The sequence below is a fragment of the Rhizobium sp. CNPSo 3670 genome (genome assembly GCF_057784555.1).
Genome location: NZ_JBXSOL010000006.1, coordinates 225221 through 252205 on the forward strand (window position 1 = coordinate 225221; position 26985 = coordinate 252205).

General features: G+C 61.2%; 27 protein-coding genes and 1 tRNA gene. 9 read left to right on the forward strand and 19 right to left on the reverse strand.

Going from position 1 to position 26985, the window contains the following annotated elements:
• Position 1 precedes the first annotated feature (1 nt).
• Together AC13QO_RS08620 and argH are read right to left on the reverse strand one after the other, a co-directional pair.
• Complete coding sequence (locus tag AC13QO_RS08620) at positions 2-196, reverse strand: hypothetical protein (protein ID WP_285195285.1); 195 nt, start codon at positions 194-196, stop codon at positions 2-4.
• A gap of 149 nt (positions 197-345) precedes the next feature.
• On the reverse strand, positions 346-1749 hold the full coding sequence (argH, locus tag AC13QO_RS08625; protein WP_488540445.1) for an argininosuccinate lyase: 1404 nt from the start codon (positions 1747-1749) through the stop codon (positions 346-348).
• A gap of 24 nt (positions 1750-1773) precedes the next feature.
• On the opposite strand from argH, the gene tlpA reads away from it, so the two are divergent.
• Entirely contained in the window at positions 1774-2436 is a 663-nt protein-coding gene (gene tlpA / locus AC13QO_RS08630; RefSeq protein WP_285195283.1) for a thiol:disulfide interchange protein TlpA, read from the forward strand.
• A gap of 170 nt (positions 2437-2606) precedes the next feature.
• Here tlpA and AC13QO_RS08635 read toward each other — a convergent pair whose 3' ends face one another.
• The 7 genes from AC13QO_RS08635 to AC13QO_RS08665 all read right to left on the reverse strand — a co-directional run bounded on the left by AC13QO_RS08635 (position 2607) and on the right by AC13QO_RS08665 (position 8312).
• Complete coding sequence (locus AC13QO_RS08635; RefSeq protein ID WP_064805274.1) at positions 2607-3488, reverse strand: 3-hydroxybutyryl-CoA dehydrogenase; 882 nt, start codon at positions 3486-3488, stop codon at positions 2607-2609.
• A gap of 148 nt (positions 3489-3636) precedes the next feature.
• Positions 3637-4566: an electron transfer flavoprotein subunit alpha/FixB family protein gene (locus AC13QO_RS08640; protein WP_488540446.1), complete on the reverse strand. Its 930-nt coding sequence runs from the start codon at positions 4564-4566 to the stop codon at positions 3637-3639.
• A gap of 25 nt (positions 4567-4591) precedes the next feature.
• Positions 4592-5353, reverse strand: coding sequence for an electron transfer flavoprotein subunit beta/FixA family protein (locus AC13QO_RS08645; protein ID WP_488540447.1), 762 nt, complete (start codon positions 5351-5353; stop codon positions 4592-4594).
• A gap of 184 nt (positions 5354-5537) precedes the next feature.
• Complete coding sequence (locus tag AC13QO_RS08650; RefSeq protein ID WP_488540448.1) at positions 5538-6320, reverse strand: rhomboid family intramembrane serine protease; 783 nt, start codon at positions 6318-6320, stop codon at positions 5538-5540.
• 32 nt (positions 6321-6352) lie between these two features.
• The gene (locus AC13QO_RS08655; protein ID WP_488540449.1) at positions 6353-6931 is read right to left on the reverse strand and encodes a cob(I)yrinic acid a,c-diamide adenosyltransferase; all 579 of its coding nucleotides are present in this window, start codon (positions 6929-6931) and stop codon (positions 6353-6355) included.
• Positions 6932-7256: 325 nt separating this feature from the next.
• Positions 7257-7460: a twin transmembrane helix small protein gene (locus AC13QO_RS08660; RefSeq protein ID WP_085779625.1), complete on the reverse strand. Its 204-nt coding sequence runs from the start codon at positions 7458-7460 to the stop codon at positions 7257-7259.
• An 18-nt stretch (positions 7461-7478) separates the two neighbouring features.
• Positions 7479-8312 carry an SDR family oxidoreductase gene (locus AC13QO_RS08665; protein WP_488540450.1) on the reverse strand — a complete coding sequence of 278 codons (834 nt, stop codon included), beginning with the start codon at positions 8310-8312 and terminating at the stop codon, positions 7479-7481.
• A gap of 76 nt (positions 8313-8388) precedes the next feature.
• Between AC13QO_RS08665 and AC13QO_RS08670 the strand changes: the two genes are divergently transcribed.
• The gene (locus tag AC13QO_RS08670; RefSeq protein ID WP_085779623.1) at positions 8389-9312 is read left to right on the forward strand and encodes a YihY/virulence factor BrkB family protein; all 924 of its coding nucleotides are present in this window, start codon (positions 8389-8391) and stop codon (positions 9310-9312) included.
• On the opposite strand, the gene gluQRS is transcribed toward AC13QO_RS08670, so the two are convergent.
• On the reverse strand, positions 9277-10158 hold the full coding sequence (gene gluQRS, locus AC13QO_RS08675; protein WP_488540451.1) for a tRNA glutamyl-Q(34) synthetase GluQRS: 882 nt from the start codon (positions 10156-10158) through the stop codon (positions 9277-9279). The genes AC13QO_RS08670 and gluQRS overlap by 36 nt on opposite strands.
• Between gluQRS and AC13QO_RS08680 the strand changes: the two genes are divergently transcribed.
• Both AC13QO_RS08680 and AC13QO_RS08685 read left to right on the forward strand, forming a co-directional pair.
• A complete protein-coding gene (locus tag AC13QO_RS08680) occupies positions 10157-10849 on the forward strand; it encodes a DNA-3-methyladenine glycosylase family protein (RefSeq protein ID WP_488540452.1) in 693 nt (230 codons plus the stop codon). The two genes, gluQRS and AC13QO_RS08680, sit on opposite strands and share 2 nt — an antisense overlap.
• 111 nt (positions 10850-10960) lie before the next feature.
• Entirely contained in the window at positions 10961-11518 is a 558-nt protein-coding gene (locus tag AC13QO_RS08685) for an HNH endonuclease (protein WP_285196102.1), read from the forward strand.
• Positions 11519-11528: 10 nt separating this feature from the next.
• On the opposite strand, the gene AC13QO_RS08690 is transcribed toward AC13QO_RS08685, so the two are convergent.
• Complete coding sequence (locus tag AC13QO_RS08690; protein WP_488540453.1) at positions 11529-12044, reverse strand: disulfide bond formation protein B; 516 nt, start codon at positions 12042-12044, stop codon at positions 11529-11531.
• A 22-nt stretch (positions 12045-12066) separates the two neighbouring features.
• Complete coding sequence (locus AC13QO_RS08695; RefSeq protein ID WP_488540454.1) at positions 12067-12663, reverse strand: YqaA family protein; 597 nt, start codon at positions 12661-12663, stop codon at positions 12067-12069.
• A gap of 195 nt (positions 12664-12858) precedes the next feature.
• Between AC13QO_RS08695 and AC13QO_RS08700 the strand changes: the two genes are divergently transcribed.
• Positions 12859-13149: a hypothetical protein gene (locus AC13QO_RS08700; RefSeq protein WP_097601627.1), complete on the forward strand. Its 291-nt coding sequence runs from the start codon at positions 12859-12861 to the stop codon at positions 13147-13149.
• Between the two features lie 16 nt (positions 13150-13165).
• On the opposite strand, the gene AC13QO_RS08705 is transcribed toward AC13QO_RS08700, so the two are convergent.
• A complete protein-coding gene (locus AC13QO_RS08705; RefSeq protein ID WP_488540455.1) occupies positions 13166-14911 on the reverse strand; it encodes a cation:proton antiporter domain-containing protein in 1746 nt (581 codons plus the stop codon).
• 212 nt (positions 14912-15123) lie between these two features.
• On the opposite strand from AC13QO_RS08705, the gene AC13QO_RS08710 reads away from it, so the two are divergent.
• Both AC13QO_RS08710 and AC13QO_RS08715 read left to right on the forward strand, forming a co-directional pair.
• Entirely contained in the window at positions 15124-15408 is a 285-nt protein-coding gene (locus AC13QO_RS08710; RefSeq protein ID WP_434711532.1) for a hypothetical protein, read from the forward strand.
• A 163-nt stretch (positions 15409-15571) separates the two neighbouring features.
• Complete coding sequence (locus AC13QO_RS08715; protein WP_488540456.1) at positions 15572-15859, forward strand: hypothetical protein; 288 nt, start codon at positions 15572-15574, stop codon at positions 15857-15859.
• A gap of 201 nt (positions 15860-16060) precedes the next feature.
• Here AC13QO_RS08715 and AC13QO_RS08720 read toward each other — a convergent pair.
• A tRNA-Leu gene (locus AC13QO_RS08720) sits at positions 16061-16145 on the reverse strand.
• Positions 16146-16269: 124 nt separating this feature from the next.
• On the reverse strand, positions 16270-17565 hold the full coding sequence (locus AC13QO_RS08725) for an MFS transporter (RefSeq protein ID WP_488540457.1): 1296 nt from the start codon (positions 17563-17565) through the stop codon (positions 16270-16272).
• A 128-nt stretch (positions 17566-17693) separates the two neighbouring features.
• Here AC13QO_RS08725 and AC13QO_RS08730 point away from each other — a divergent pair, with 128 nt between their 5' ends.
• On the forward strand, positions 17694-18272 hold the full coding sequence (locus AC13QO_RS08730) for a TetR/AcrR family transcriptional regulator (protein WP_488540458.1): 579 nt from the start codon (positions 17694-17696) through the stop codon (positions 18270-18272).
• Between the two features lie 65 nt (positions 18273-18337).
• Here the strand turns inward: AC13QO_RS08730 and AC13QO_RS08735 are convergent, their stop codons facing one another.
• The gene (locus AC13QO_RS08735) at positions 18338-19318 is read right to left on the reverse strand and encodes an aldo/keto reductase (protein WP_488540459.1); all 981 of its coding nucleotides are present in this window, start codon (positions 19316-19318) and stop codon (positions 18338-18340) included.
• Between the two features lie 193 nt (positions 19319-19511).
• On the opposite strand from AC13QO_RS08735, the gene AC13QO_RS08740 reads away from it, so the two are divergent.
• Entirely contained in the window at positions 19512-21140 is a 1629-nt protein-coding gene (locus AC13QO_RS08740) for an AMP-binding protein (RefSeq protein ID WP_488540460.1), read from the forward strand.
• Between the two features lie 16 nt (positions 21141-21156).
• Here AC13QO_RS08740 and AC13QO_RS08745 read toward each other — a convergent pair whose 3' ends face one another.
• The 3 genes from AC13QO_RS08745 to secA all read right to left on the reverse strand — a co-directional run bounded on the left by AC13QO_RS08745 (position 21157) and on the right by secA (position 26742).
• Entirely contained in the window at positions 21157-22434 is a 1278-nt protein-coding gene (locus tag AC13QO_RS08745; RefSeq protein ID WP_488540461.1) for a GNAT family N-acetyltransferase, read from the reverse strand.
• The gene (locus AC13QO_RS08750) at positions 22435-23850 is read right to left on the reverse strand and encodes a lipopolysaccharide biosynthesis protein (RefSeq protein WP_488540462.1); all 1416 of its coding nucleotides are present in this window, start codon (positions 23848-23850) and stop codon (positions 22435-22437) included.
• Positions 23851-24027: 177 nt separating this feature from the next.
• A complete protein-coding gene (secA, locus tag AC13QO_RS08755; RefSeq protein WP_285196092.1) occupies positions 24028-26742 on the reverse strand; it encodes a preprotein translocase subunit SecA in 2715 nt (904 codons plus the stop codon).
• Between the last annotated feature and the right edge of the window lie 243 nt (positions 26743-26985).

A 26985-nucleotide genomic window follows, 5' to 3' on the forward strand; every position in this document is an offset into this window, starting at 1 on the left:
CTTAAAGGAGGGGGTCAAGGAGGAAGGGCTTGTCAACGGTGCCGGGCTGTTTCGTCGGCTTGGAAACGTCGCCTTCCTTCGTCGCCGCAGCACTCGGCGGATCGAGATCGCCCTTACGTCCGCATCCGGCACCGGCAAGGCCGATGACGGCGAGCACCGCCGTCAGGCGGATGAGGTGCGGCAAGCTCTTCTGCATGGATATCCTCTTGTGCGGCCTATGGCTGATATCGTTCATCGAACGACGGGATCTTCATAGCGAAGTTTCTCAGCCTTGTGCACCCTGATTGTTGGGCGGTTTCGAGCGCTGGCAGAAGGGCGAGGCGGCTTTCGGCCTGCCCTGTACCCTCAATTGCGGGCGCGCCAGAAGGCGATCTGCTTGCGGACTTCGGACGGGGCCGTGCCGCCGAAGCTCTTGCGGCTGGCGACCGAGGCTTCCACCGTCAACACGTCGTAGACCTTGTCGGTGATTGCAGAATGGATCGCCTGCAGGTCGGAGAGCGGCAGTTCGGCAAGATCGCAGCCCTTGCTTTCGGCGAGCGCCACGGCGCGGCCGGTGACGTGATGGGCATCACGGAAGGGCAGGCCCCCTTCGCGCACCAGCCAGTCGGCAAGATCGGTCGCCGTCGAAAAACCGGAGCCGGCCGCCGCCTTCATGCGCGCGGTATTGACGGTCATGTCGCGCACCATGCCGGTCATGGCGGCAATCGCCAGTTCCAGGCTCTCGGCGGCGTCGAACACCTGCTCCTTGTCTTCCTGCATATCCTTTGAATAAGCGAGCGGCAGGCCTTTCATGATCGTCAGCAGCGCGATCAGCGAGCCGTTGATGCGGCCGGTCTTGGCGCGCACCAGTTCGGCTGCGTCTGGATTCTTCTTCTGCGGCATGATCGAGGAGCCGGTCGAGAAGGCGTCGGACAGGCGCACGAAACCGAATTGCGGGGTCGACCAGATGACGATCTCTTCCGCGAGGCGCGACAGATGCATGCCCGTGATCGCGGCGATCGCCAGGAATTCGATGGCGAAGTCACGGTCGGAGACCGTATCGATGGAATTGCGGGTCGGCTCGCGGAAACCCAATGCCTTGGCCGTCATATGGCGATCGATCGGATAGCCGGTGCCGGCAAGGGCGGCAGCGCCGATCGGGCTCTCGTCCAGATGCTCGATAGCATGGCGCACGCGCGAGCGGTCACGGCCGAACATTTCGACATAGGCCATGCAGTGATGGCCGAAGGTGACGGGCTGGGCGGTCTGCAGATGGGTGAAGCCCGGCATGACGCTTTCGGCATGTTCCTCGGCACGGTCGAGGAAGGCGGCGATCAGGCCGGTCAACATCCGTTCGGTCTTCTCAAGCTCTTCCTTCACCCAGAGACGGAAGTCGAGCGCCACCTGATCGTTGCGCGAGCGGGCGGTGTGCAGCCGGCCGGCCGCCGGACCGATCAGCGTCGCCAGGCGTGCTTCGATATTCATATGGATGTCTTCGAGCTGGCGGGAGAATTCGAAATTGCCGCTTTCGATTTCTGACAGGATCGTGTTTAGCCCGTGAACGATCTTGTCCTTATCGTCTGACGAAATGATCCCCTGATGGGCGAGCATCGTCGCATGGGCGACGGAACCACGGATATCCTGCGCGAATAGCTTCTTGTCGAAACCGATCGAGGCATTTATCTCCTCCATGATCGCGTCCGGGCCGGAGGCGAAGCGCCCACCCCACATCTGGTTGGAGGATTTGGTGTCCGTGGTGTTCTCGGCCATAAGATGCCCGTCCTGGAGAATGAAATGACGACAAAAAAACCCTTCGGCCTGCCGTCCGGAAAACTGATCGCAATCGCCGCCGTCGCAGGTGTCGTTGCAGGTGCGGCAGCGGTATACGTGAAGGAGACGGGCATTGGCAATGGCATCGGCAGCAGCGCTTCGGCCGAATGCCCGCTGGCAAAGGAGCGCGCCGCCGATCTGACGCCGCTGATGAAGGGGCAGGTCGCTGCCATGGTTGCCGCCAACGAGCCGCGCAAACTGGCGACGGTTTCCTTCAACGGACCGGATGGTAAATCGCTGACGCTCGATCATTTTGCCGGCAAGACCGTGCTGCTCAATCTCTGGGCCACATGGTGCGTGCCCTGTCGCGAGGAGATGCCGGCGCTGAACGCGCTGGAAAAGGAAATGGGCAGCGACAAGTTCCAGGTCGTGCCCGTCAATATCGACACTGGCAATGATGAGAAGCCGAAGACTTTCCTCGCCGAGACCGGTGTCGATGCGCTGCAGCTTTACCGCGACAATACGATCGGCGTCTTCAACAGCCTGAAGAAGGAAGGTCTCGCTTTCGGCCTGCCAGTGACGCTGCTGCTCGACGACAAGGGCTGCCTGATTTCGGCCATGAACGGGCCTGCCGCTTGGGACAGCGAAGATGCAAAGGCGCTGATCAAGGGTGCGATCGGGTCGTGAGTGCGCTCAGGAGTCCCCATCTCCTCTTATGAGGAAGACGCCCGCGAGTCCGATAAGGACGCAGCATTGCAGCAGGAACATGGGTGTTTCGGTCGACATGGCATTCCTCCCGTTCCGGCAAGGAAAGCATTTAGCGGGCGTGCGGTCCACTCGCCCTTTCTGATGATCTCTTATCGGGTCGGGACGGGCACTTCGCCACGATAATCGTAGAAGCCGCGGCCGGATTTGCGTCCGAGCCAGCCGGCTTCGACATATTTCACCAGCAGCGGGCAGGGGCGATACTTCGAGTCCGCCAGCCCGTCGTGCAGCACCTGCATGATCGAGAGGCACGTGTCGAGGCCGATGAAATCGGCAAGCTGCAGCGGCCCCATCGGATGGTTGGCGCCGAGCTTCATCGCCGTGTCGATGGCGTCGACGGTGCCGACACCTTCGTAGAGCGTATAGATCGCCTCGTTGATCATCGGCAACAGAATGCGGTTGACGATGAAGGCCGGGAAGTCCTCGGCGACGGTGACGGTCTTCTCCAGCGAGCCGACGAATTCCTTGGCGGCGGTGAAGGTCTTCTCGTCGGTCGCAATGCCACGCACCAGCTCGACCAGCTTCATCACTGGCACCGGGTTCATGAAATGTATGCCCATGAAGCGCTCGGCGCGGTCGGTGGCAGCAGCAAGACGGGTGATGGAAAGCGAAGAGGTGTTCGTGGCCAGCAGCGCTTCCGGCTTCATCACCGGGCAGACCTGGCTATAAATCTTGCGCTTGACGCTTTCGTCCTCGGTGGCCGCCTCGATGACGAGATCGGACGGGGCGAGATCGTTGACATCGGCGGAGCCTGATATGCGCGACAGGGTCGCCTTGCGTTCCTCGTCGGTCATCTTGCCGTTCGTCACCAGGCGGGCGAGATTGCCGTTGATGGTGGCGAGGCCGGATTCGATGCGGTCCTGCGAGAGATCGTAGATGTGAACCCTGTAACCTGCGGCGGCCGAAACATGCGCGATGCCGCAGCCCATCTGGCCAGCACCGATAATACCAATATTCTTCAACACCGCATTCATCTCCAAACCCCCGCCGGCAGTCGCCCCCGCGTTGCCGTATTATATTAGCAATACTGCCGGACGAAAGATCGCCCGGCAGTAAGTAGTAGACCGATAAAAGACAATTTTCCAGTCATTCGCAAGTGCGAAAGAAAGGCATTTGCCTCGCTCAGAGCGCCTTTTGCAATTCCGGCAGCGCGTCAAAGAGATCGGCGACGAGGCCATAGTCAGCAACCTGGAAGATCGGCGCCTCCTCGTCCTTGTTGATGGCGACGATCACCTTCGAATCCTTCATGCCGGCCAGATGCTGGATGGCGCCGGAGATGCCGCAGGCGATATAGAGATCGGGCGCCACGACCTTGCCGGTCTGGCCGACCTGCCAGTCGTTCGGGGCATAACCGGCATCGACGGCGGCGCGGCTGGCGCCGACGGCAGCACCGAGCTTGTCGGCGACGGGAAGGATGACCTCCTTGAACTTCTCGGACGAGCCGAGTGCGCGGCCGCCCGAGATGATGACCTTGGCCGAGGTCAGTTCCGGACGTTCCGACGCCGACAGGGCATCGGAGACGAAACGCGACAGCCCCGGATCGGAGACGGCCGGGATCGCCTCGACCGTTGCCGAACCGCCTTCCGCTGCCGAGGCGAAGGAAGCAGTGCGCACGGTGATCACCTTCTTGGCGTCGCTTGATTGCACCGTCTGGATGGCGTTGCCGGCATAGATCGGCCGCTTGAAGGTGTCGGCGGAGACGACTTCGATGATCTCCGAGACCTGGGCGACGTCGAGAAGGGCTGCCACTCGCGGCAGCACCGTCTTGCCGACCGAGGTGGCGGCCGAGACGATCGTGTCATAGGAGCCGGCGAGCGAGACGATCAGATCGGCCAGCGGTTCGGCGAGATTGTTGGCAAGCGCGTCGCTTTCGGCGAGCAGCACCTTGGAGACGCCGGAGAGTTTTGCCGCCTGATCGGCCGCAGCCCTGGCAGCCTTGCCGGCAACCAGCACATGAATATCGCCGCCGATCTGGCTTGCCGCCGTCAGCGCCTTGGCGGTCTGGTCGGAAAGGTGATTGCCGTCATGATCGGCCAGAAGAAGAATGGTCATGATAGTTGCTCCTGTTCCAGCCCGATTACAGCACGCCGGCTTCGTTCTTCAGCTTGTCGACGAGTTCGGCGACCGACTTGACCTTGACGCCGGCCTTGCGGCCGGACGGCTCCTCGGTCTTCAGCACCTTCAGCCGCGGCGTCGTGTCGACGCCGAAATCGGCAGGGCTCTTCTTGTCGAGCGGCTTCTTCTTCGCCTTCATGATGTTCGGCAGCGAGGCGTAACGCGGCTCGTTCAGTCTGAGATCGGTGGTGATGACCGCCGGCAGCTTGATCTCGATCGTCTGCAGGCCGCCATCGACCTCGCGGGTGACCTGAGCCTTGCCCCCAGGGACGGCAGATTCGATCTCGATCTTCGAGGCGAAGGTCGCCTGGGCCGAGCCCAGCAATGCCGCCAGCATCTGGCCGGTCTGGTTCGAATCGTCGTCGATCGCCTGTTTGCCGACGATGATAAGGCTAGGCTGCTCGGCATCGGCCACACCCTTGAGGATTTTGGCGACGGCCAGAGGCTCGACCTGATCATCGGTTTCGACCAGGATCGCCCGGTCGGCGCCCATGGCGAGCGCCGTGCGCAGCGTTTCCTCGGCCTTGGCCGGGCCGATCGACACCACCACCACTTCTTCCGCCTTGCCGGCTTCCTTCAATCTCAGCGCCTCTTCCACCGAGATCTCGTCGAACGGGTTCATCGACATCTTCACATTGGCAAGCTCGACACCTGTGCCATCCGGCTTCACCCGGATCTTCACGTTGTAGTCGACAACCCGCTTGACGGGCACGAGAATCTTCATGGGAGCCTTCCTTCAAGAGAAACTGGTTTCACGAGTTTTTAGGAAAATGCGCGCTCAGGCGCCGCTTCGATTGTCGAATGGCGACATGGATACGCGTTTTTCCTCCAAATACAACGCTTGCATGATGCCGGCAGGGAATCGCCTCGGCAATATATGGACGTTTACGTACACGTCAATATATCGGTCAACGCCGGTCTCGACCCCAGGGAAGACGCTGCTCGTTGCGGCCGCCCGTGCCGGCCGCAACGGCGCCGGCTTCATCCCTTACGGCGCGGGGCGTTACGATTTCACGGTCGAAGAGCGGCACGCCTGGACGGCGCAGGACGAGAATCAGCAGGGCACCGGCAAGGATGCCGCCGACATGGGCGCCCCAGGAAACATCGCCATCCGGCGCAATCGCCAGCATGAAGAATTGTTGTCCGATCCACAAAAGCAGCGGCACGAAGGCCGGCAGGGGCAAGGGCACACGTAGGAACACCAGCACCCAGACCCTGACGCGCGGATGCAGCATGACATAGGCGGCAATGACGCCGGAGATCGCCCCGGAAGCGCCGACCAGCGGTGCTTCCGACGTCGCCGTCAGCAGCCCGTGGCAAAGGGCGCCGGCAGCGGCGCAGAGGAGGTAGAAAAGCAGGAAACGCATATGCCCCATCGCGTCCTCGACATTGTCGCCAAAGACCCAGAGGAAGACCATGTTGGAGGCCAGATGCCAGAAGCCGGTATGGACGAAGGCATAGGTGAGATAGGTGAGCGGTTCCGGCACGATTTCCAATCCCAGTGCCAATTGGGCGTGCCCGAAGGCGATCGCCGGGATGAAGCCGAGGCCGACCGTCGTCGCCTGGGCTGCCAGTTCGCTCTCCAGGCTGGTGAAGAGCCAGACCGCGACATTCAGGATGATCAAAGCCAGGGTCACCCACTGAACCTTGATATGCTTCAGCGTATTGGCATCATGAAGTGGTATGAACATAAGGCCCCCCGGCGATCGTGATCGCGGCAAACCTATCTGTTTTTTCCCGGAACCCAAAGCACATCCGCACGACCGCGTTCATTCGCGTGACGGGCCGCCACGAAGAGGAAATCCGAGAGCCGATTGACGTATTTCCTTGCAGGCTCGCTGACGATTTCACCGTCGCAGCGGGCAAGCGCCACCATCAGACGTTCGGCGCGCCTCGCAATCGTGCGGGCAAGATGCAGATGTGCGGCAGCGGGACTGCCGCCCGGCAGGATGAAGGATTTCAGCGGCTCGAGACCGGAGTTCAACTGATCGATGTCGCGCTCGACGCGGTCGACTTGGGTCTCGACGATCCGCAGCGGTTCGTAGGCCGGCGTCTCTCCGGTATCGGGCGTGGCGAGATCGGCGCCGAGATCGAAGAGGTCGTTCTGGATCGACATCAGCATGGCGTCGAGCTCGGGCAAGCCTGATGTGTGCAGCCGCGCCAGGCCGATCGCCGAATTGGCTTCGTCGATCGTGCCATAGGCTTCGACGCGCAGATCGTCCTTAAGCCGGCGCGGGCCGGAAACCAGCCCGGTCGTGCCGTCATCGCCGGTTTTGGTGTAGATCCTGTTGAGTTTCACCATGTAGCACCGTCCCCAGACGCGAAGGTGGCCGTGCCACACGACCCGCGGTCAGACTCGACGCGGGGTAAGTCAAAGGATTCCAATGCGCGTCCGCATCGTGGATACGTCCGGCCGCCCCGACCTCCGTCATGCTCGGGCTTGACCCGAGCATCCACGCGGCGCCCACCAGCAGCCGCGGCTTGGATCCTCGGCTCAAGGCCGAGGATGACGGAGAATGGAGTTCGCCCTTTCGACAAACCTGACGCTGCCTGGAGAGACACCTCATCCGGCATCACCTCGGCTCTGTCATTCCCATTCGTCATCAAGAACCTCCACTACGCTTTCCTCACGTCGGCCGGCCGCCGCCGGTGATCCAGAGGGTGATCATGATCAGGATGACGGCGATGGCCTGCAGCAGCACACGAAGCTGCATCAGCTTGTTGGAACGGTTGGCATCGCCGCCCTTCATCATGTTGAAGAGGCCGCGGATCAGCACGAGGGCGACGAGGCCCATGACGATGATCGCAAGGATATAGGTGGCCGTGGACATGGTATTCAACTTTCTCGGTCAATCGGTCCAGCGCATCAGATTGTAGAAGAGGTCCGCCGGAAGCAGCCGCTTCAGGAGCATGCCCTGTTTAGCCGGAGTCGTTACAGGATAATGTGGCCTTGGTCTTTTCGAGTTCAATGCGTTTTTCAACACCGAATAGACCGCGTCCGGGCCAAGTTTGTGGCGGTTGACCGGCCCGGAGCCGTCAAGTCTCGCCAACTGTCTGGCATAATCGGCTGCGTGCGGCGAATTCTCGAGGTCGATGTTTTCTTTGAACTTTGCGAGCGCATTGGCGGTGAAACGCGTGGCGATCGGCCCGGGCTCGATCAGGCTCACATGGATGCCGCTGCCGGAGAGCTCCATGCGCAGGGTTATGCTGAGGCCCTCGAGCGCAAATTTCGAGGCGGTGTAGGCACCGCGATAGCGATAAGGAACCAGGCCGAGAATGGAGGAGCATTGCACGATCCGTCCGCGACCATGTTTGCGCATCGACGGAATGAGCTGCCGCGTCAATTCGTGCCAGCCGAAGAAGTTCGCTTCGAACTGCGCTCGCAGCGCCGCCGTCGACAGATCCTCGACGGCACCAGGCTGGCCATAGGCACCGTTGTTGAAGAGCGCGTCGATGCGGCCGTCGCTGCGATTGAGGACCGCGGCTGCCAGGTCCGAGATGGTGTCGGCCCTGGCATAATCCATCACGAAGGCTTCGAAGCCGTCGGCTTCCAGTGCCGGCAGATCGTCCGCCTTGCGCACCGTTGCAAAGACGCGCCAGCCGTCGGCTTTCAGCGCCCGGGCGCAGTAAGCGCCGATGCCGGAGGAACAGCCGGTGACGACGATTGTGCGCTGTTCCGCCATGGAATGATTCCTGTACAAAATGCGACTCGTTTCCCATATTCGGCCAGAGGATACAATCTGGAAACCCGGAGACGGAATGCCGAAGGTGCTGCGCACGATCTACGACGTGGTCTATGACGCGATCTGTCACATGGTCGAGGATGACGGCTTTGCGATGGCGAGCCACGTGGCTTTGTCGAGCCTGCTTGCGGTCTTCCCTTTCCTGATCTTCGGCACGGCGCTTGCAAGCTTCCTCGGCGCCGATCAGTTTTCCTCCACCGCCATCCATCTGATCTTCGACACCTGGCCGGAAGCGATCGCCAAGCCGCTCGCCGACCAGGTGCTCCAGGTCCTGACCATTCAGCGCGGCGGACTGCTGACGATCTCGGTGCTGGCGGCGGCCTATTTCGCCTCGAACGGGGTAGAAGCGCTTCGAATCTCGCTCAACCGTGCCTACCGGGTGCAGGAAACGCGGCCGTGGTATTTCACCCGCCTCGCCAGCCTCGGCTATGTGCTGATTGCCGTCATCATCTTCGCGGCGATCAGCATTCTGTTGGTGGCCGTGCCATTGGCTCTCGACTATGCCCGGAAGTGGCTTCCGCTGTTTGCCGATACGCTCGACGTCGTCTTCAGTTGGCGCATCTACGGCACACTTGTCGTCCTCACCGTCGGCCTGCTGGTCATGCATCTGTGGCTGCCGGCCGGCAAGCGGCGGGTGTTCGACGTCATTCCCGGCGTGCTGCTGACGCTGCTTCTGTGGCTCGCCGGCGCGTTGGTCTTTGCCTATTATCTCGCGACCTTCGCCAATTATACCGCGACCTATGCCGGTCTCGCCTCGGTGATGATCGTGCTGATCTTCCTCTACATGGTCGGCGTCATCTTCATCATCGGCGCAGAGATCAACGCGGCGCTGATCAAGTTCCGCGTCTTCCGGATGTTCTCCCACACACTTTCGATCGTCGGCAGAGAGCGTGTCGAGCGGCGGTCAGAGCCCGACAAGGCGGCGAATATCGGCCCCTGACATGCCCTGGGCACGTAATTCGGCAAGGCCGCTGTCACCTTCGCTTTTCGAAAGCTTGCGGCCATTGGCGTCGAGAATGAGACGATGGTGGTGATAGAGGGGCTGCGGCAGGCCGAGCAGCACCTGCAGCAACCGGTGCACCGATGTTGCGTGAAAGAGGTCGAGCCCGCGTACGACATGGGTGACGCCCTGCAGCGCATCGTCGACGACCACCGAAAGATGATAACTCGAGGGGGCATCCGAGCGAGACAGGATGACGTCTCCCCAGACCTCGGGTTCGGCGGCGATCTCGCCCGTCCTGCCGTCGCCGGTTTCGGTCCAGAACAGCAGTTCGCCGATCAGGTCTAGCGCCTTGCGCATATCGAGCCGCCAGGCATGTTTTTTCCCCGAGGAGATGATGTCCCGCCATTCGGCCTCAGGCCGCTCGCGATCAATCGGCGGGTAATGCGGCGTGCCATCGGGGTCGCGCGGCCAGGATTGGCCTGTTGCCTCGTAGGCGGAGACACGCGCCTTCACCTCGCCGCGCGTCAGGAAGGCCGGGTAGACCAGGTCGCGTTCGATCAATGCGTGGAGCGCCGCCTGATATTCCGGGAAATGTTCCGATTGGCGCCGCACCGGGCTTTCCCAGTCGATGGCAAGCCAGTCGAGGTCCCTCAGAATGCCGGCCTCTAATTCAGGCGTGCAGCGCGTCTGGTCGATATCCTCGATGCGCAGCAGCAGCCGGCCGTTTTCGCTTTCGGCCATGTCGCGATTCAGAAAGGCCGACAGCGCGTGGCCGAGGTGCAGCGATCCGTTCGGACTCGGCGCAAAACGAAAGACAGGTTTTTGACGCTCGCTCGTGGTCATGCTTTCTTCTGCCACGGATTTTCGTTTCGAACCACTGGGAGGACGCGTGCAGATCATTCGCAACGACGATGACGTCAAGCTGGGGCTCGAAGCATTGATGCGTCTCGATCCGCGCCTTGCACCAATCGCGGCGGATGCAGGGCCGGTTCCACTACGCTTGCGCGAACCCGGTTTTGCCGGCCTTGCCCATATCATCGTCTCGCAAATGGTCTCGCGCGACAGCGCCGAGGCGATCTGGCGGCGCATGCTGCCGGCAGACGGCCCGCTGACGGCTGAAGATTACGTGATGCTTGCGCCGGAGGCATGGCGGGAATTCGGTCTGTCGCGCGCCAAGGCCGACACGCTGTCGCGGGTCGCCGAAGCGGTTGTCTCCGGCCGCCTCGATCTCTCCGGACTCTGCCTGAAGCCGCTGGACGAAGCGCTTGGCGAGCTGACAGCGCTGAAGGGCGTCGGCCCGTGGACGGCGGAGGTCTATCTGATGTTCTGCGGCGGCCATGCCGATGTCTTTCCGGCCGGGGACGTCGCGCTGCAGAATGCCGTCGGCGCCGCGCTCGGACTTGCGGCGCGGCCGCAAACAAAGGCGCTTGCCAAGCTTTCGGAGATCTGGTCGCCATGGCGCTCCGTGGCGGCGCGGCTTTTCTGGGCCTATTACGCCACGAAAGTGCGGCGCGACATGTTGCCGATCGGCTGATCGGCAACACTCTTCAAATTGCCTTTATCCTCTGAATTTATTGGACTTCACAATCCTGTAACAACCGGCCTAATATACAGGTGCAGATGCCGAATCGATCAGGAGAGTCCCTTGACGATTGCAGTCTCCCCGCAGGCCCTGCCGGCGCTCGTCCTGAACGCCGACTACCGGCCGCTGAGTTATTACCCCTTGTCGCTCTGGTCCTGGCAGGACGCGATCAAGGCGGTATTTCTCGACCGTGTGAATATCATCGCGGAATATGAACATTCGGTTTCCTCACCGAGCTTTTCGATGCGGCTTCCGAGTGTCGTATGCCTGAAGACTTACGTTCAGCCATCCCGCAATCCGGCTTTCACCCGGTTCAATGTCTTCCTGCGCGACCGGTTCGAGTGCCAGTATTGCGGCTCGAACGACGACCTGACTTTCGACCACGTCATCCCGCGCGCCCATGGCGGCGAGACGACCTGGGAGAATGTCGTGGCGGCCTGCTCGCCCTGCAATCTGCGCAAGGGCAGCAAGCTTCCGAAGCAGGCGGGCATGTTCCCGTCGCAGAAGCCCTATCAGCCGACGGTGCAGGATCTGCACAATAATGGCCGGCTGTTTCCGCCCAACTATCTGCATGAAAGCTGGCTCGACTATCTCTATTGGGATACCGAACTGCAGCCCTGATAGGCTCACCTCACGCAGATTTGCGGACGCCGACGAAGGCGAAAGCTGCGAGCAGAATGCCGGCGATCACGTTCCAGCCTGCGAAAGACAGGCCAAGCACCCTGAGCGCTGCATCGGTGCAGGATGGGCCTTTGATCGTATTGAGCTCGGTCAGCAGATCGCCGGCGTTGCTCGTCATGCTGTTTGCGGTCGTCGAGCAGGTCGCCGGCCCCGGCCAGAAATGCCATTCCACGCCGGCGTGATAGACGCCCATGCCGGCGGTCACCAGCATCAGGATGCCGGCAGCGAGCAGCATTGCACGGGAAATCCAGTTCGGCAGACCGGCAAGCTCGCAGATGGCAGCGAGAATGGCGATCGGGATGGCATAATAATAGGGCTGGCGCTGCAGCAGGCAGAGTGCGCAGGGAATATAGCCGCCCATATATTGAAATCCAAGAGCGGCGCCAACCACCGCCGCCATGCCGATAGCAAGCAATATGGAATAGATAAAGCCGGGGCGGGCGAGCGGCGAGGAAGTGGCAGTCATGGCGGAACTCCGCAAAGTGGGCCTAGTGAGCAAGTAGTTTGTAGGCGATACCGAGCATAATCAGCACGGCAGCACCGACACCTACGATCTGGCCGAGACGCTTCTCGATGAAATCGCGGATCGGTTCGCCATAGCGACGCAGCAGCCAAGCCAAAAGTAGGAACCGGGCGCCGCGAGCGACAATGGCGGAAATGACAAAGAAGCTCAGATTTATACCGATGGCGCCCGCCATAATGGTCACGACCTTGATCGGCGGCAGATGGGCCAAGCCGGAGGTCACCAAAAACAGAAGCAAAATTTCCCATTCGCCATGGATCGAGTTTCGCAGCTGTTCGAAATCATCGAATTTGCCGTAGAATTCGAGAATCGGCCGCGCCACCGTCTCGTAGGCGTAATAGCCGAGCGCCCAGCCGGCAATGCCGCCGAGCACGGAAGCAACGGTAGCGATTAGTGCATAGCGATAGGAGCGTTCCGGCTTGGCAAGTGCCATCGGCAGGAAAAGCACGTCGGCGGGAACGAGAAAGATGGAGCTTTCGACGAAGGCGATGACGGCGAGCCAGACTTCGGCCGATTTGCGCGAGGCCAGAGACATGGTCCAGTCGTAAAGTCTGCGAAGCATTCCATTCCTTTCCTATTGCGGTGCAAAAAGCTTTAGGGGTCGTATGCGGCGCTGTAAATGCTCGCCCGTGTCCTTCGTGCCACCGCCGTCTAAAAATTTTGTGATGCGGAGGCGTCGCCGCCTCTCCCAGGATTTCATGGGATTGCGAATCGGCCATTCTAGGGCAAGGTTTACGTGGTCGACGTGCAGGGTGGCATGAGAATGTTCAAAGTGATCGAAGGCGGCCTTGGGCGGGCCGCGCAGATGAATGACCGGGCCGAAGCGGGTTCGGGACCGAGCCGGGAAGATGTGCGCCGGGAAGCGAACCGGCGGCTCAAGGAAAGTGGTTATCACCCTTCCCGCATCCGGGAATTTGCCACCGGCGTGCCGATGCTGGCCTCCCTGAAATACCTGTCGCTGCAGATCGATTTCGCAGCCGAGACCTTGTCGCGGCTCGACCCGATCCCGGACGATTTCCGCTCTGACGCCTATTGGCCGGCGGGTTGAGACGAGCCCCGCGCCCTCAGGACAGATCCATCGACTTTTCCCATTGCTGACGCAGGACGTTCATTTCCGTGCGTTTTTGCGCCATTTCGCTGACGATGGCGCGCAAGTTGGGGTGATGCGACATGAACATATTGAAATCACGCCGCTCGAGCACTTCGAATTGACAGAAGTCAACGGCGATGACGTCGGCCGTACGCCTTCCGCCGCTCAGCAATGCCATCTCCCCGAAGAAGGCGCCCGGCTCCAGGCGGATCGCGCCGCTGGCTAGGCGCACTTCGACCGCGCCTGAGGAGATGAAGTACATGCTGTCGCCGCGATCGCCGCGACGAATGACACGTTCGCCAGGGGGAGCCGACTTCGCCTTGAAGAGCAGCAGCAGCTCTTCCTGCGCATCCTCCCCGACCTGGGTGAACAGCGGAAAGGTTTCGATCAGCTGCTGCATCTTCAGCTGATGCTGGCGTTCGCGTTCCTCGCCGAGCGCCCTGATCTTTTCCAGTTCCTTGCCGAGCGTAATCTGCCTCTTTCTACCGAAGCTTTCGAAGACGGAGGGCCATTGCGCATGGATATATTTCTTCAAGCCCTCGGTTGCGATGATCACGATCGGGTTGAGCGTGATCGACAGGATCGCTGCAGCCAGCATGAGATCCTGGCCTTCATGCGGCAGCAGCCCGAGCGAGACGCCGAGGCCGGCGAGGATGAAGGAAAATTCGCCGATCTGGGCAAGGCCGCCGGCCAAGGTCAGCCCCATGCCGATCGGATATCGCAGCAGCATGACGATGGCGAAGGTGATGACGGCCTTGCCGACAATGACGAGCGCCAGGGCGCCGATCACCGCCAGCGGCTGGCGCACCAGGATCGAGGGGTCGAAGAGCATGCCGACCGAGACGAAGAACAGCACGGAGAAGGCGTTCTGCAACGGTAGCGAATCGGCCGCCGCTCTGTGGCTGAGCTGGGATTCGCTCATGACGACGCCGGCGAAAAACGCGCCGAGCGCGAAGGAGACGCCGAAAATCGCCGCCGAGCCGAAGGCGATGCCGAGCGCGATCGCCAGCACCGTCAGTGTGAAGAGTTCGCGCGAGCCGGTGCGCGCGATCATCGTCAGCAGCCAGGGCACGATACGGGGGCCGAGGAAGACCGCCATGGCGGCGAAGGCCAGCACCTTGAACAAGGTCAGTCCGATCGTCAGTGCCAGCGGCAGATCACCGAGGCCGTGATTGGTCTCGACGGCGTGGCCGCCGAGAAGCTCTGCCAGCGCTGGCAGCAGCACCAGCGCCAGCACCATCACCAGATCCTCGACGATCAGCCAGCCGACGGCGACGCGCCCGCTTGGCGCATTGACGAGATTGCGCTCCTCCAGCGCCTTCAGGAGCACGACCGTACTCGCCACCGAGAGGCTGAGCCCGAAGACGACGCCGGCGCCAAGGCTCCAGCCCCAGAGCATGCAGAGGCCGATGCCCAGCAGCGTCGCGAGGACAATTCGGCCGATCGCGCCCGGCACGGCGATCCCGCGTACAGCGAGCAGGTCGGAGGCGGAAAAATGCAGGCCGACGCCAAACATCAGCAGGATGACGCCCATTTCGGCGAGCTGGCCGGCAAGAGCGGTATCGGCGACGAAGCCTGGCGTGAACGGTCCCATCAGGATGCCGGCCATCAGGTAGCCGACGAGCGGCGGCAGCCGAAGCCGGTCGGCGCCGTAGCCGAGGATCGCCGCGAAAACGAAACTAACGGCGACCGTTGCGATGAGTCCCACTTCCTGATGCACGTCTGCCCTCGCCTGATGGTAACGGCCGCCACCTTGGACGAAGCGCAAGCAAAATTAAATAGTTGATTTGCGTTTTGCGGCTGCCGACGGGGGCATTATTCAGTCGGAAATAATGGGCCTGCGACTGCTCGCGGCATGAACGAGCTGTTGCTGATGCTGGAACCACTTGCGTCTTGGGTCGTTGCCTTTTCATCAAGAGAAGGAGAAAGGATATGCGGAAGATCATCCTGAACTGTGCTGTGGCGGCCCTTGCCGCCTGCTCGTTTGCAGCGCCGGTGCTTGCCGATAGCGTCTATGTCAGGGAGCGTTCCTATGACGACGATTATCGCCAGGAGCGGGTACGGCCCGGCATCACCATCAGTGAGCGCGGCGTCACTTTCGGTGCTGTGCGTGAACGTGAGCACCGCCGCTATCGGCATGATGGCTGCGAAACCAGGAGTGTCACGCGCCAGACCGATGAAGGCGAGGTGACCAGGACGGTCAGGCGCTGCTATTGACGAAAATCCGCGGCAAAGACGAAGCCCGGCTTCGACAAGCCGGGTTTTCGCCTTTCGCGGCACGGACAGCTCAATGCGGTGGCGGACGTGATCAGTCGATGTTATGAGCCCCTTCGCTCGGAGCGCATTTCAAGCGCAAAGAACCCGGCACAGGATTTTCGATATGATTGAGCTTACCCCATCCCAGATCACCGCACTCAAACTCGCCAGGGATGGCGATCTCTATCCTCAGCCGGCCAATAAATGGACGCATCAGAACGCGACGGTGACCTACGCAAAAACCGACCGGTGGAAAGAACGGCCGCAGAAAGTGAAATCGGTCACGGCAAAGACGCTCGGCGAGTTGAAAGAGCCGGGCTTCCTCGAGCGGCGGCACCTGGATGATGATGCATCAAAGGATGTCTACGGCATTACCATGGCCGGCAAGATGTGGCTGCTGAAGAACAAGTAGGCTTCACTCGGAGGCGAAACTTGCTCCGTAGTCCCGCTTAGGTCTTTAGAGGTAGGGGCTACACAAAGTCATTTGAGATGATGGTGCAGCTAACCGGAGATTGTCGAACAGTCCGCCTTCGTTCCTGACGGAACTACGGCGCGACAGCCTCCGCTTGGCTGCTCTTCGGCTCGCCGAGCCGAAGCTCCGCAGCGCGAAGGCTGGTGCCCCATGCCGGGGTCGAACCAGCACTTCTTTCGAAACTCGATTTTGAGTCGAGCGCGTCTACCAATTCCGCCAATGGGGCAACGGATCCAGACGAGGCGGGTGTCTAACATGCGAGCGGGCGAGCGCGCAAGACGGGAGAGCGAAGTTATCGCGGCAATGCCGCGGGAAATCCGGCCTCGTTACGAGGCCGGATCCTGTCGATCTCAATGAGCGGCGGCGGGTGCCGCACTGGGCAGCCCGGACTTCTTCAGCGTAATCGCCAGGATCGAAGCCAGCAGGCAGAAGGCACCGGCGACGAAGAAGGCGGGCAGGTAGCTCGATAATTCCGTGCGCGACAGGCCGGCGCCATAGGCGGCCGTGGCAGCGCCCAGCTGGTGGCCGGCAAAGACCCAGCCGAAGACGAGACCGGCCTTTTCGCGGCCAAAGCGATCGGCGGCGATCTTGACGGTGGGCGGCACTGTGGCGATCCAGTCGAGGCCGTAGAAGATGGCGAAGATGGAGAGGCCGTAGAAGCTGAAATCGCTGAACGGCAGATAGAGCAGCGAGAGACCGCGCAGGCCGTAATACCAGAACAGCAGCCAGCGATTGTCGAAGCGGTCGGAGAGCCAGCCAGAGCCGATGGTGCCGAAGAAATCGAAAATGCCCATGACGGCAAGCACGCTGGCGGCGGCAACCGGCACGATGCCGAAATCGCCGCAGAGGGTGACGAAATGGGTCTGGATCAGGCCGTTGGTGCTAAGACCGCAGATGAAGAAGGTGGCAAACAAGATCCAGAAAGTCGAGGTCGTCGAGATTTCACGGAGCGTGGTGATCGGCGTCATCAGCGCAGCGCCGAGCGTCGTTCGGGCCGGCGCCGGCGCCACATGGGCTTCTCCCAATAATGGCAGGTTCACATCCGAGGGGCGGTCGCGCATGAAGAGAAGGACGAGAAGAGCGGCCGCCATGATCATGGCGCAGACGAAGAACACGGTGGCGCGCCAGCCGTAACGTTCGGTGAGTTCCGCCATCAGCGGCAGGAAGACGAGCTGCCCGGTCGCCGAGCTTGCCGAGAGCATGCCGACGACAAGGCCGCGATGCTTGACGAACCAGCGCGTCGAAACCGTCGCCGCCAGCACCATCGCCGTCAGGCCGGTGCCGAAGCCGACGACGACACCCCACAGCGCCAGCAGATGCCAAAGCTTGGTCATGAACAGCGAGCCGACAAAGCCCGCGCCGATCAGCGCCAGCGCAAAGACAATTACCTTACGGACGCCGAAATAATTCATGAAGGCCGCAGCGAACGGACCCATGAAGCCGAAAAGGATCAAGCGAATCGCCAGAGCCGAGGAAATCTGCGACGTTTCCCAGCCGAACTCGTCCTGCAGCGGTTTGATCAGGACGCCGGGCGCGCCCATGGCGCCTGCCGTCACCAGCATGGTCAGGAAGGTCGCGGCAACGACGACCCAACCATAATGAATATTGCGCCGCGCAAGGGAGGAGGCAAGAACTGTTGAAACCATGAGGGGATTCCATTCGAATTCAGGTTGGGGAAGATACAGAACCAACTTACATGATGGTCATCATATTTCTTGCTTATTCATGATGGACATCATATATTTTGTCAAGCGACGATTTCTGGAGAATGAAGATGCGGGTTAGCCGCGAAAAATTTGCCGAGAACCGCGAGAGGATCCTCACTGTTGCCGGCGTGCTCTTTCGCGAGAACGGTTTCGACGGTGTCGGCGTCGCCGACATCATGAAGGCGGCGGGGCTGACGCATGGCGGCTTCTACGGCCATTTCGGCTCCAAGGACGAACTGGCGCTGGAGGTCAGCCGCAAGCTGATCGACAAGGTCGAGAGGCGCTGGAAGGAACATATTGCCGAGTCTCCGGACAGGCCGCTGCAAGCGCTTCTCGACCATTATATCCACTGGCGCACTGTTGACGATCCAGGCGGCAGCTGCGTATTCGCCACCTTGATCCAGGAGGTCAGCCGTAGCCGCGGCGCGGTCCGCGCGGCCTTCAGCGATGGGTTGTCCGTACTGGTCGACACACTTGCCGATATCGTTCCGGGCGAGACCGAAGAGGAGCGCCGCGCCAATGCCGCGACGACGCTCTCATCGATGATGGGTGCCGTGATTCTTGCGCGCGCCGTCGAGGACAGGGGACTTGCCGAGCAGTTCCTGGTGACGATGCGTCGGCAGCTCGATCCCGCCAGCCGGAGATAGTCCCGAGCGCCGAAGCCGATGTTCCGATCCTCTCCACGCCAGTCTGCCGATCGAGATGCCGGCGGCTAATTGAAGCCTGCGATGGCGTGCGGGATGTAGGGCGCTTCGAGTGCCGCGATTTCCTCGGTGGTGAGTTTGACCGACAGCGAGGCAACGGCGTCCGTCAGGTGGTTCGGTTTGGATGCGCCGATGATCGGCGCAGTGACCACGTTCTTCTGCAGGATCCAGGCGGTGGCGACCTGGGCGCGGGAAATGCCGCGGGCTCCGGCGATTTCGGCGACGGCATTGACGATCTTGCGGTCGGCATCGACGGACTGCGTGTAAAGCGTCTTGCCGAATTCGTCGGTTTCGCTACGCGCCGTCGTCTCGTCCCAGTCGCGGGTCAGGCGGCCACGAGCCAGTGGGCTCCAGGGGATGACGGCGATCTTCTGGTCTTCGCAGAAGGGCAGCATTTCCCGCTCTTCTTCCCGGTAAAGCAGGTTCAGGTGGTTCTGCATGCTGACGAACTCGGTCCAGCCGTTCAGCCGAGAGATGTAGAGTGCCTTGGCGAATTGCCAAGCATACATCGACGAGGCGCCGATATAACGCGCCTTGCCCGATTTGACGATGTCATGCAGCGCTTCCAGCGTTTCCTCGATCGGCGTCGTATAGTCGAAACGATGGATCTGGTAGAGGTCGACATAGTCGGTGCCGAGACGGCGCAAGCTATTGTCGATCTCGTCGAAGATAGCTTTGCGTGACAGACCGGCGCCGTTCGGGCCCGGCCGCATGCGGTTAAACACCTTGGTCGCCAGCACGATGTCCTCGCGCTTGGCGAAGTCTTTGATCGCACGACCGACGATCTCCTCCGAGGAACCGTTGGAATAGGTATTGGCGGTGTCGAGGAAATTGATGCCGAGGTCGATCGCCTGTTTGATCATCGTCCGACTTTCCTCTTCCCGCAGGCTCCAGGCGTGATTGCCGCGGCCGGGATCACCGAAAGTCATACAGCCGAGGCAGATTTTCGAGACTTCGAGCCCGGTCTTTCCGAATTTGACGTATTCCATGAAAAACTCCAAGACTTGAGATAACCCCGCGCGGCGTTTCATGATCTAGTGCGCAACCGCGAAAGTCGCAGGGGCTGAATGAACAATCTGCGGACAATGCGCACACTGGTGCGTGATCTGCCGTTTTTCCCTGCAGCTTGCGTATCCGCGCCGCAAGGTGTTAGCTGGTGCAGCATTTCACCGGATTTCGACCATGCGACTGCCGTCCTTCGATCGTTATGGCGATCTCTACCGTGATTTTTCCTGGCGGATTCCGGAGGATTTCAATATCGGCCGCGCCGTCAGCGACGAATGGGCGGTGCGAGATCCGGAGCGCGTCTGTCTGGAGCATTTCAGTCCGGACGGCAATCATCGTTCGCTGACCTATGGCGAGCTTTCCGGTACTTCCTCCATGTTCGCCAATGCGCTGGCGTCGCTCGGCATCAAGCGCGGCGATCGTGTCGCTCTGCTGATGCCCCAGTCCTTCGAGACCGTGATTGCGCACGTCGCGATCTATAAAATGGGTGCAATCGCCCTGCCACTGGCGCTGCTGTTCGGCGTCGAGGCGCTTGAATATCGGCTCAGAATCTCAGGCGCGGCGGCAATCATCACCAATGATTTCGGCCTTGATCGGGTCCGGCAAATCCGTGATCGCCTGCCGGAGCTGCGACAAATGATCAGCGTCAGCGACGCTGCCGACGCCCTCTCCTTTGCCGATCTGACCGCCTCGCATGCGCCGGTCTTCGAGGGAGAGAAGACAACGCCCGACGATCCGGCGCTGATGATCTTCACCTCGGGCACGACGGGGTCGCCCAAGGGCGCATTGCATGGCCACCGTGTTCTGCCCGGGCATGCCCCCGGCATGCAGTTCGCCCATGAAGGGTTTCCCAAGGCGGGCGACAAGGTCTGGACCCCGTCCGACTGGGCCTGGGCCGGCGGGCTGCTCAACGCGTTGCTGCCGAGCCTTCTGCTCGGCGTCCCCGTGGTCTCGTCGCCGGCGCAGAAATTCGATGCCGAGATGGCCTATCGGATCATGGCAGAGATGAAGGTGCGCAATGCCTTCATTCCACCGACGGCGCTTCGGCTGATGCGGTCGGTTTCCGACCCCAGGTCGAAATATGATCTGGTGCTGCGCACCATCGGCTCGGCGGGAGAAGCACTCGGCCGCGAGACCTATGATTGGGCGCAGCGCACACTCGGCATCACCGTCAACGAATTCTACGGCCAGACGGAATGCAATTTCGTGCTGTCGTCGAGTGCCGCCTTTGGCGTCACCAAGGCCGGCGCTATCGGACGCGCGGTGCCCGGCCATCGTGTCGCGATCGTCAGCGAGGCCGGCGACGAACTGCCGGCGGGCGAATCCGGTCAGATCGCTATCGCCAGTCCCGATCCCGTCATGTTCCTCGGCTATTGGAACGACGCGGCGGCGACCGAACGAAAATTTCTCCACGGCTGGCTGCTTACCGGCGACATCGGCCGGCAGGACGAAGACGGCTACGTCACCTTCGAAGGCCGCGACGACGACGTCATCACATCGTCCGGATATCGCATCGGCCCGGCCGAGATCGAGGATTGCCTGATCGGCCATCCCGCCGTGCAGCTTGCCGCGGCCGTCGGCAAACCCGATGCGGTGCGCACCGAGATCGTCAAGGCCTATATCGTGCTGTCACCCGATCATTCGCCGAGCGAGGTGCTGGCCGCCGAAATCAGGGAATGGGTGAAGATGCGGCTTTCGATGCACGAATATCCGCGCGAGGTGGAATTCGTCGAGTCATTGCCGTTGACGACAACCGGCAAGGTCATCCGCCGGCTGCTGCGGGAGAAGGCTGCGGCTGAGGGCTAAGCATCCCGGAGATGCTTTAGCCTCGGCCGGCGAGCGACATGATCTTCTCGCGCAGCATTTTCGCCATGTTGCGGGTGCTGCGATACATGTGCAGCTGGGCGGCGGCCTGGCGCATGTCGCGGTCGCCGTTCTGCGTCAGACCGATGACCAAAGTTCCCATCTCCTCGCGCTCCTGCCAGAAGCGGCTCATGATCGGGTGGTCGGAGACGGCGCAGGAATCCGAGCGCACGATATTGGCGTCATCGAGATGCCATTCCGTGAGCTCGCTCATCAGGAGCTTGCCCGGCGAATAGCGGGCATAGTTCTCGTCATAGGCCGTCTTCCAGGTATAGGCCTCGCCGCCCATCATCAGAACGACGATGGCGGCGATCGCCTTGCCGTTGAGATCGATCGTATGGATGCGCACGGCGTCGACGGCGGCAAGGTTCGAGACGGCTTCGCGCGCGAAGGCGGTATGGTAGCGATCGGTGACGAGAGCACTTCGGCGTTTGCCCTTCCAGCCGCCGGCCTCCATTGCCAGGAATTCCTCGAAGCGGACGTGGACGTCGCGCGGCTGACGGGCGACGGCATAGACCGCCGTTCCCTGTTCCTCAAGCAGGCGCCACTGTCGGCGCATCTCGCGCATATGCGACGAGGATATTGTTTTGCCGAGATAGGCGGGCGCCTCTTCCTCACTCTGCAGCATCGGGCGCAGATAGGGATTGGCCACGGTGAGCGGCAGGTTGCGGCCGAGCGCCACGGCCTTGAGCATGCGCACGAAAATGCCGTTCAATCTCAGATCCGGCAAGACCAGCGTGCTCGGCAGGTTGAGGTCGGGAACGGTCAGTCCCTCGAAGAAATTGTCGAGGGTTTCGGCCGCATCTTCGCTGTCGACGAGCGGTGTGCCCAGCGGACCGAAGCTGTTCGACCAGCCGCGGATGATCGAGGGGCCGACGGCAAAGCCCGGTCTGTCGACCGAAAACGGCAGGAGGAAACGCATGCGGCTACGGCCGGCGGCGTGATCGCGGATCAGGGCGAAATTGACCTGCCGGTCTTCGATCCGCGGCATGGCGGGCGCAAGGAAGCGGCCGGAGAAAAAAACGTTTGGTTCCATCGCCCGGTTGGACAGGAAGTCGAGCTCATCCTGAAGTTCGTAGCCGAGCTTGCCAGGATAGAGGCAGAGCTCGCGCCCCGCCCGGCCGATCTCGGCACGGGCTTCGGCCTGCGGCGCTTCGAAATGCAGCGCCGCGAGTTCATGGATCATGCGGTTGCTGATGCTGTCGGTGCTTTCGGTGACGGGGGGCAGGCGCACCATCTATCGAACTCTCATTTCTGGCGTTGCGGCGGAGGGGCTGGCGAAGGCGAAGAGGGCGATGCCGAGCGTGCGGCGCACGGCGACATGCAGGAGGATAGCCTCGACCGCCATGGCCGAGGCCGTGGCGACGGCGGTGCCTTCGATGCCGTGGTGCGGGATCAAAGCAAGGTTGAGGCCGACATTGGCAGCCAATGCGCCGGCATAGAGCGCCACACAGAGGTTCTGCTTGCCCGCCATCATCAGCAGCGTTTCAGCCGGGCCGACCAGCGACTTGGCAAGGATGCCGGCAAGCAGGATCGCCATGACAAGATAGCCTGACGTGAAGGCGCCGCCGAACAGCGACAGCAGCAGATGGCCGGTCGCGAGCACCGCAAGGCCGACCACCAGCGCCGGCCAGAAGGTCCAGCGGGCGGCGTCGACAGCGGCGTTGGCGAGCTGGGATTGATCGCATTCGGCAATGATCGAGGAAAAGCGCGGGCCGGAAGCGGCCTTGACCGAGAAATTGATGAAATGCACCAGCGCCATGGTCTTGGCGGCGGCGAAATAGACGGCGACGTCGTGCGGTTCAAGGAAAATGCCGACAACGATGACATCGGAATTGGTGAGCAGGAAACTCACGCCCTCAATGAGGAAGATCGGGAAGGCGACGCTCAGCCAGGCGAGGAAATTGACCTTGCGCGGACCTTCGTCATAATGCCGGCGGAGGCGCAAGAGTGTCGCGCCATACTGGCCAAGAGCGGTGACGAAGGTCGCGACAAGCGCTGCCTGCATGGCAGTGACAGCCGTATGCTCTGCGCCCATCGCAATCGCGATCAGCATGAAGGCGATGATGAGAATCGGCCGGATGATATAGACCGGGCTCAGCGCCATCACCGGCCAATGGTTCGCCCGCGACGTGCCCTCCAGAATATCGCCGAGCGCGATCATCGGCATGGCAAGCAGGCCGATGAAGATCGGGACGAGATAATAGCTTTCGATCCTATCGCCGAAGAAATGCAGCCCGATCATGCCGGCGGCGAGCATCACCGTGCCGGAAAGCATCGCAAAAATGCGTGCCGTGCCAGTCAGGCCGCGGATTTCGTCGAAGGCGCCCGCCGCCTTGTACTGCGGCAGAAAGCGGACGATCGCGGTGTGGAAGCCAAGGCAGGAGAGATCGCCGAAGACAACGATCAAAACCCAGACGAAAACGAAGATGCCATATTCATATTCGCCCATCAGCCGTGCGAGCACGATCTGCGAGATAAAGGCGAGCGCGGCGCTGAGGATACGGATCGAAAAGGCCGTCAGCGCCATGCGACGGGCATTGGCTTTTTCGCCGCGTTCGGTGAGCATGGCGGCTAACATGCGCAGCGTGCGGCCGCCGATCGGGCGCAGGCCCGCGGGCAGCAGTTTCTCCGCTGTTTCTATGACCGCCATGATGAACACGCAAAACTCTAAAGGTCAGGCAAATCGTCTCTGAAGTCTTGACAGAGCAGGGTTAAGAAACGGTTCCGGATCGGGTCGCCATTCGGCTGCGAAGGCCGGGTTTCGGTGCTGCCGCAGAAAAGAAAAATGCCGCCCCAAGGCGGCATTTCCAGTTTTTCGCGATTTGCCTCAGACCTGCTCGAAGGCGCCGTGGCAATGCTTGTATTTCTTGCCGGAACCGCAGGGGCAAGCCTCGTTGCGCCCGACTTTGCCCCAGGTGGCGGGATCGTCCGGATTCCGGTTCTCAGGTGAGACGAAGACTTCGGAAGCTTGGTAGATCGGGGCGAAATCGTCCTCGCCTGTCGTCGGATCCAGGTGATGAGCTTGCATCACCGGCGGTTCGGGCTCTGCAGGCGCCTGCTGCACCAGTTCGACGCGCATCAGCTGAGCGGTGACGGCCTCGCGCAGATTGTTGAGGAGGCCGGTGAAAAGCTCGAAGGCTTCGGACTTGTATTCCTGCAGCGGATCGCGCTGGGCATAACCGCGGAAACCGATGACGGAGCGCAGATGGTCGAGGTTAACGATATGCTCGCGCCAGAGATGATCGAGCGTCTGCATGACGATCGAGCGTTCGACATAATGCATGATGTCGTCGCCGAAGCGCTCGGCCTTTTCGGTAAAGGCGGCATTGGCGGCCTGCGTCAGGCGCTCGCGAATGTCATCCTCGCCGATGCCTTCTTCCTTGAACCACTCCTCGATCGGCAGATCGAGGTTCAGGATATTGGCAACGCCGGTCTTCAGGCCGACGGCATCCCACTGTTCGGCATAGGCGCGCTCGGGGATATGCTTTTCGACCAGATCCTCGATCACTTCGCGGCGCATGTCGGAGACGGTCTCGGAAATATTGGTCGATTCCATCAGCTCGAGACGCTGCTCAAAAATCACCTTGCGCTGATCGTTGAGGACGTCGTCATACTTCAGCAGATTCTTGCGGATATCGAAGTTGCGGGCTTCGACCTTCTTCTGCGCGCGCTCGAGAGCCTTGTTGATCCACGGATGGACGATCGCCTCGCCCTCCTTGAGGCCGAGCTTGGTCAGCATGCTGTCCATGCGGTCGGAGCCGAAGATGCGCATCAGGTCGTCCTGAAGCGAAAGGTAGAATTTCGAGCGGCCGGGGTCGCCCTGACGGCCGGAGCGGCCGCGCAGCTGGTTGTCGATACGGCGGCTTTCGTGGCGTTCGGTGGCGATGACGTAGAGACCGCCGGCAGCAAGCGCCTTTTCCTTGAGAGTTTTGATTTCCTCGACGATCGCCTGGACCTTTGCGTCGCGCTCCGGACCGGCTTCGACATCGCCTAGCTCGCGCTCGATACGCATTTCCAGGTTGCCGCCGAGCTGAATGTCGGTGCCACGGCCGGCCATATTGGTGGCGATCGTGACGGCGCCCGGTACACCGGCCTGGGCGACGATATAGGCTTCCTGCTCGTGGTAGCGGGCGTTCAGCACCTGGAAGTCGTTGAAACCCTGCTTGCGCAGGCGCTCGGCAAGCAGCTCCGACTTCTCGATCGAGGTCGTACCGACGAGCACCGGCTGACCGCGCTTATGAGCATCGAGGATCTCGTCGATGATCGCCTTGAACTTCTCGTCGAAGGTCCGATAGACCTCATCGTCCTCGTCGATACGCTTGATCGGCAGGTTGGTCGGGACTTCGACCACGTCGAGATTATAGATGTTGGCGAATTCTTCCGCTTCCGTCTGCGCAGTGCCGGTCATGCCGGCGAGCTTATCGTACATGCGGAAGTAGTTCTGGAAAGTGATCGAAGCCAGCGTCTGGTTTTCCGGCTGGATCTGCACCTTTTCCTTGGCTTCGAGCGCCTGGTGCTGGCCTTCCGAATAACGCCGCCCCGGCATCATGCGGCCGGTGAATTCATCAATGATGACGACTTCGTCGTTGCGGACGATATAGTCCTTGTCGCGCTGGAAGAGTTTGTGGGCCTTGAGCGCATTGTTGATGTGGTGGACGATTGCGACGTTCTCGATGTCGTAGAGCGCGTTACCCTTCAAGAGGCCGGCCTGACGCAGCAGGTTTTCCAGCTTCTCGGTGCCCTCTTCGGAGAAGTTGGCGGAACGCTGCTTCTCGTCGATCTCGTAATCGCTGGGCGCGAGCAGCGGAATGAAGGCGTCGATCGTATTGTAGAGCTCGGAACGGTCGTCGAGCGGACCGGAGATGATCAGCGGCGTGCGCGCTTCGTCAACGAGAATCGAGTCGACTTCGTCGACGATCGCGAAATTGTGGCCGCGCTGGACCATCTGATTCTTCTCGTACTTCATGTTATCGCGCAGATAATCGAAGCCAAGCTCGTTGTTGGTGGCATAGGTGATGTCGCAGGCATAGGCCGCGCGGCGCTCCTCGTCGGAGAGGCCATGGACGATGACGCCTGTGGTCATGCCGAGGAAGCTGTAGACGCGGCCCATGGTCGCGGCATCGCGCTGGGCAAGATAGTCGTTGACGGTGACGACGTGCACGCCCTTGCCGGAAAGCGCGTTCAGATAGACCGGCAGGGTGGCGACGAGGGTCTTGCCTTCGCCGGTCTTCATCTCGGCGATCGCATTCGAATGCAGGATCATGCCGCCGATCAGCTGTACGTCAAAAGGTCGCAGGCCGAGAACGCGGCGCGACGCCTCTCGGACGACGGCGAAGGCGGGAATCAGAATGTCGTCGAGCGTCTTGCCTTCGGCGAGAAGGGCGCGGAATTCGACGGTCTTTGCCGCGAGCTGCTCGTCCGTCAGCGCCTTCGTCTTCTCTTCGATGGAGTTGATCGCGGCGACGTTCGGCTGGTAGGACCGCACGCGGCGATCATTGGACGACCCAAATAACTTGCGGGCTATACCGCCAAAGCTGACCATGTGACTGGTCCTTTCTCAATATTCATCCGCGACGTTTCTTGTCCGTGGCCCAGCCGAAAAACGGGCGCACGCCTTGAAACGCCCGGAAACTGTTCTGGACGCGAGGTTGCGTGACAGATAAGAGGGGGGTCGAATGATGTCAACGGATTTGGCGGATACAGAAAGGCCACAATCCGGTGTTGATGGCTATTTTGAGCTGGAACAGGCGATGCTGAAGCCGGCGATGTAACTGTGAAGGGTTAT

Excerpts from the sequence above, each read along its gene's own strand:
- AC13QO_RS08645 (WP_488540447.1), bottom strand. The coding sequence starts at position 5,353 with ATGAAGATTCTCGTGCCCGTCAAGCGGGTTGTCGACTACAACGTGAAG.
- AC13QO_RS08640 (WP_488540446.1), bottom strand. The coding sequence starts at position 4,566 with ATGACCATTCTTCTTCTGGCCGATCATGACGGCAATCACCTTTCCGAC.
- AC13QO_RS08700 (WP_097601627.1), top strand. The coding sequence starts at position 12,859 with ATGAGAATGTTCAAAGTGATCGAAGGCGGCCTTGGGCGGGCCGCGCAG.
- AC13QO_RS08715 (WP_488540456.1), top strand. The coding sequence starts at position 15,572 with ATGATTGAGCTTACCCCATCCCAGATCACCGCACTCAAACTCGCCAGG.
- AC13QO_RS08680 (WP_488540452.1), top strand. The coding sequence starts at position 10,157 with ATGCTTTCTTCTGCCACGGATTTTCGTTTCGAACCACTGGGAGGACGC.
- AC13QO_RS08710 (WP_434711532.1), top strand. The coding sequence starts at position 15,124 with ATGCGGAAGATCATCCTGAACTGTGCTGTGGCGGCCCTTGCCGCCTGC.
- AC13QO_RS08620 (WP_285195285.1), bottom strand. The coding sequence starts at position 196 with ATGCAGAAGAGCTTGCCGCACCTCATCCGCCTGACGGCGGTGCTCGCC.
- tlpA (WP_285195283.1), top strand. The coding sequence starts at position 1,774 with ATGACGACAAAAAAACCCTTCGGCCTGCCGTCCGGAAAACTGATCGCA.
- AC13QO_RS08740 (WP_488540460.1), top strand. The coding sequence starts at position 19,512 with ATGCGACTGCCGTCCTTCGATCGTTATGGCGATCTCTACCGTGATTTT.
- AC13QO_RS08725 (WP_488540457.1), bottom strand. The coding sequence starts at position 17,565 with ATGGTTTCAACAGTTCTTGCCTCCTCCCTTGCGCGGCGCAATATTCAT.
- secA (WP_285196092.1), bottom strand. The coding sequence starts at position 26,742 with ATGGTCAGCTTTGGCGGTATAGCCCGCAAGTTATTTGGGTCGTCCAAT.
- AC13QO_RS08670 (WP_085779623.1), top strand. The coding sequence starts at position 8,389 with ATGCCGAAGGTGCTGCGCACGATCTACGACGTGGTCTATGACGCGATC.
- AC13QO_RS08635 (WP_064805274.1), bottom strand. The coding sequence starts at position 3,488 with ATGAATGCGGTGTTGAAGAATATTGGTATTATCGGTGCTGGCCAGATG.
- gluQRS (WP_488540451.1), bottom strand. The coding sequence starts at position 10,158 with ATGACCACGAGCGAGCGTCAAAAACCTGTCTTTCGTTTTGCGCCGAGT.
- AC13QO_RS08735 (WP_488540459.1), bottom strand. The coding sequence starts at position 19,318 with ATGGAATACGTCAAATTCGGAAAGACCGGGCTCGAAGTCTCGAAAATC.
- AC13QO_RS08690 (WP_488540453.1), bottom strand. The coding sequence starts at position 12,044 with ATGACTGCCACTTCCTCGCCGCTCGCCCGCCCCGGCTTTATCTATTCC.
- AC13QO_RS08730 (WP_488540458.1), top strand. The coding sequence starts at position 17,694 with ATGCGGGTTAGCCGCGAAAAATTTGCCGAGAACCGCGAGAGGATCCTC.
- AC13QO_RS08650 (WP_488540448.1), bottom strand. The coding sequence starts at position 6,320 with ATGTTCATACCACTTCATGATGCCAATACGCTGAAGCATATCAAGGTT.
- AC13QO_RS08665 (WP_488540450.1), bottom strand. The coding sequence starts at position 8,312 with ATGGCGGAACAGCGCACAATCGTCGTCACCGGCTGTTCCTCCGGCATC.
- AC13QO_RS08745 (WP_488540461.1), bottom strand. The coding sequence starts at position 22,434 with ATGGTGCGCCTGCCCCCCGTCACCGAAAGCACCGACAGCATCAGCAAC.
- AC13QO_RS08660 (WP_085779625.1), bottom strand. The coding sequence starts at position 7,460 with ATGTCCACGGCCACCTATATCCTTGCGATCATCGTCATGGGCCTCGTC.
- argH (WP_488540445.1), bottom strand. The coding sequence starts at position 1,749 with ATGGCCGAGAACACCACGGACACCAAATCCTCCAACCAGATGTGGGGT.
- AC13QO_RS08655 (WP_488540449.1), bottom strand. The coding sequence starts at position 6,931 with ATGGTGAAACTCAACAGGATCTACACCAAAACCGGCGATGACGGCACG.
- AC13QO_RS08695 (WP_488540454.1), bottom strand. The coding sequence starts at position 12,663 with ATGCTTCGCAGACTTTACGACTGGACCATGTCTCTGGCCTCGCGCAAA.
- AC13QO_RS08750 (WP_488540462.1), bottom strand. The coding sequence starts at position 23,850 with ATGGCGGTCATAGAAACAGCGGAGAAACTGCTGCCCGCGGGCCTGCGC.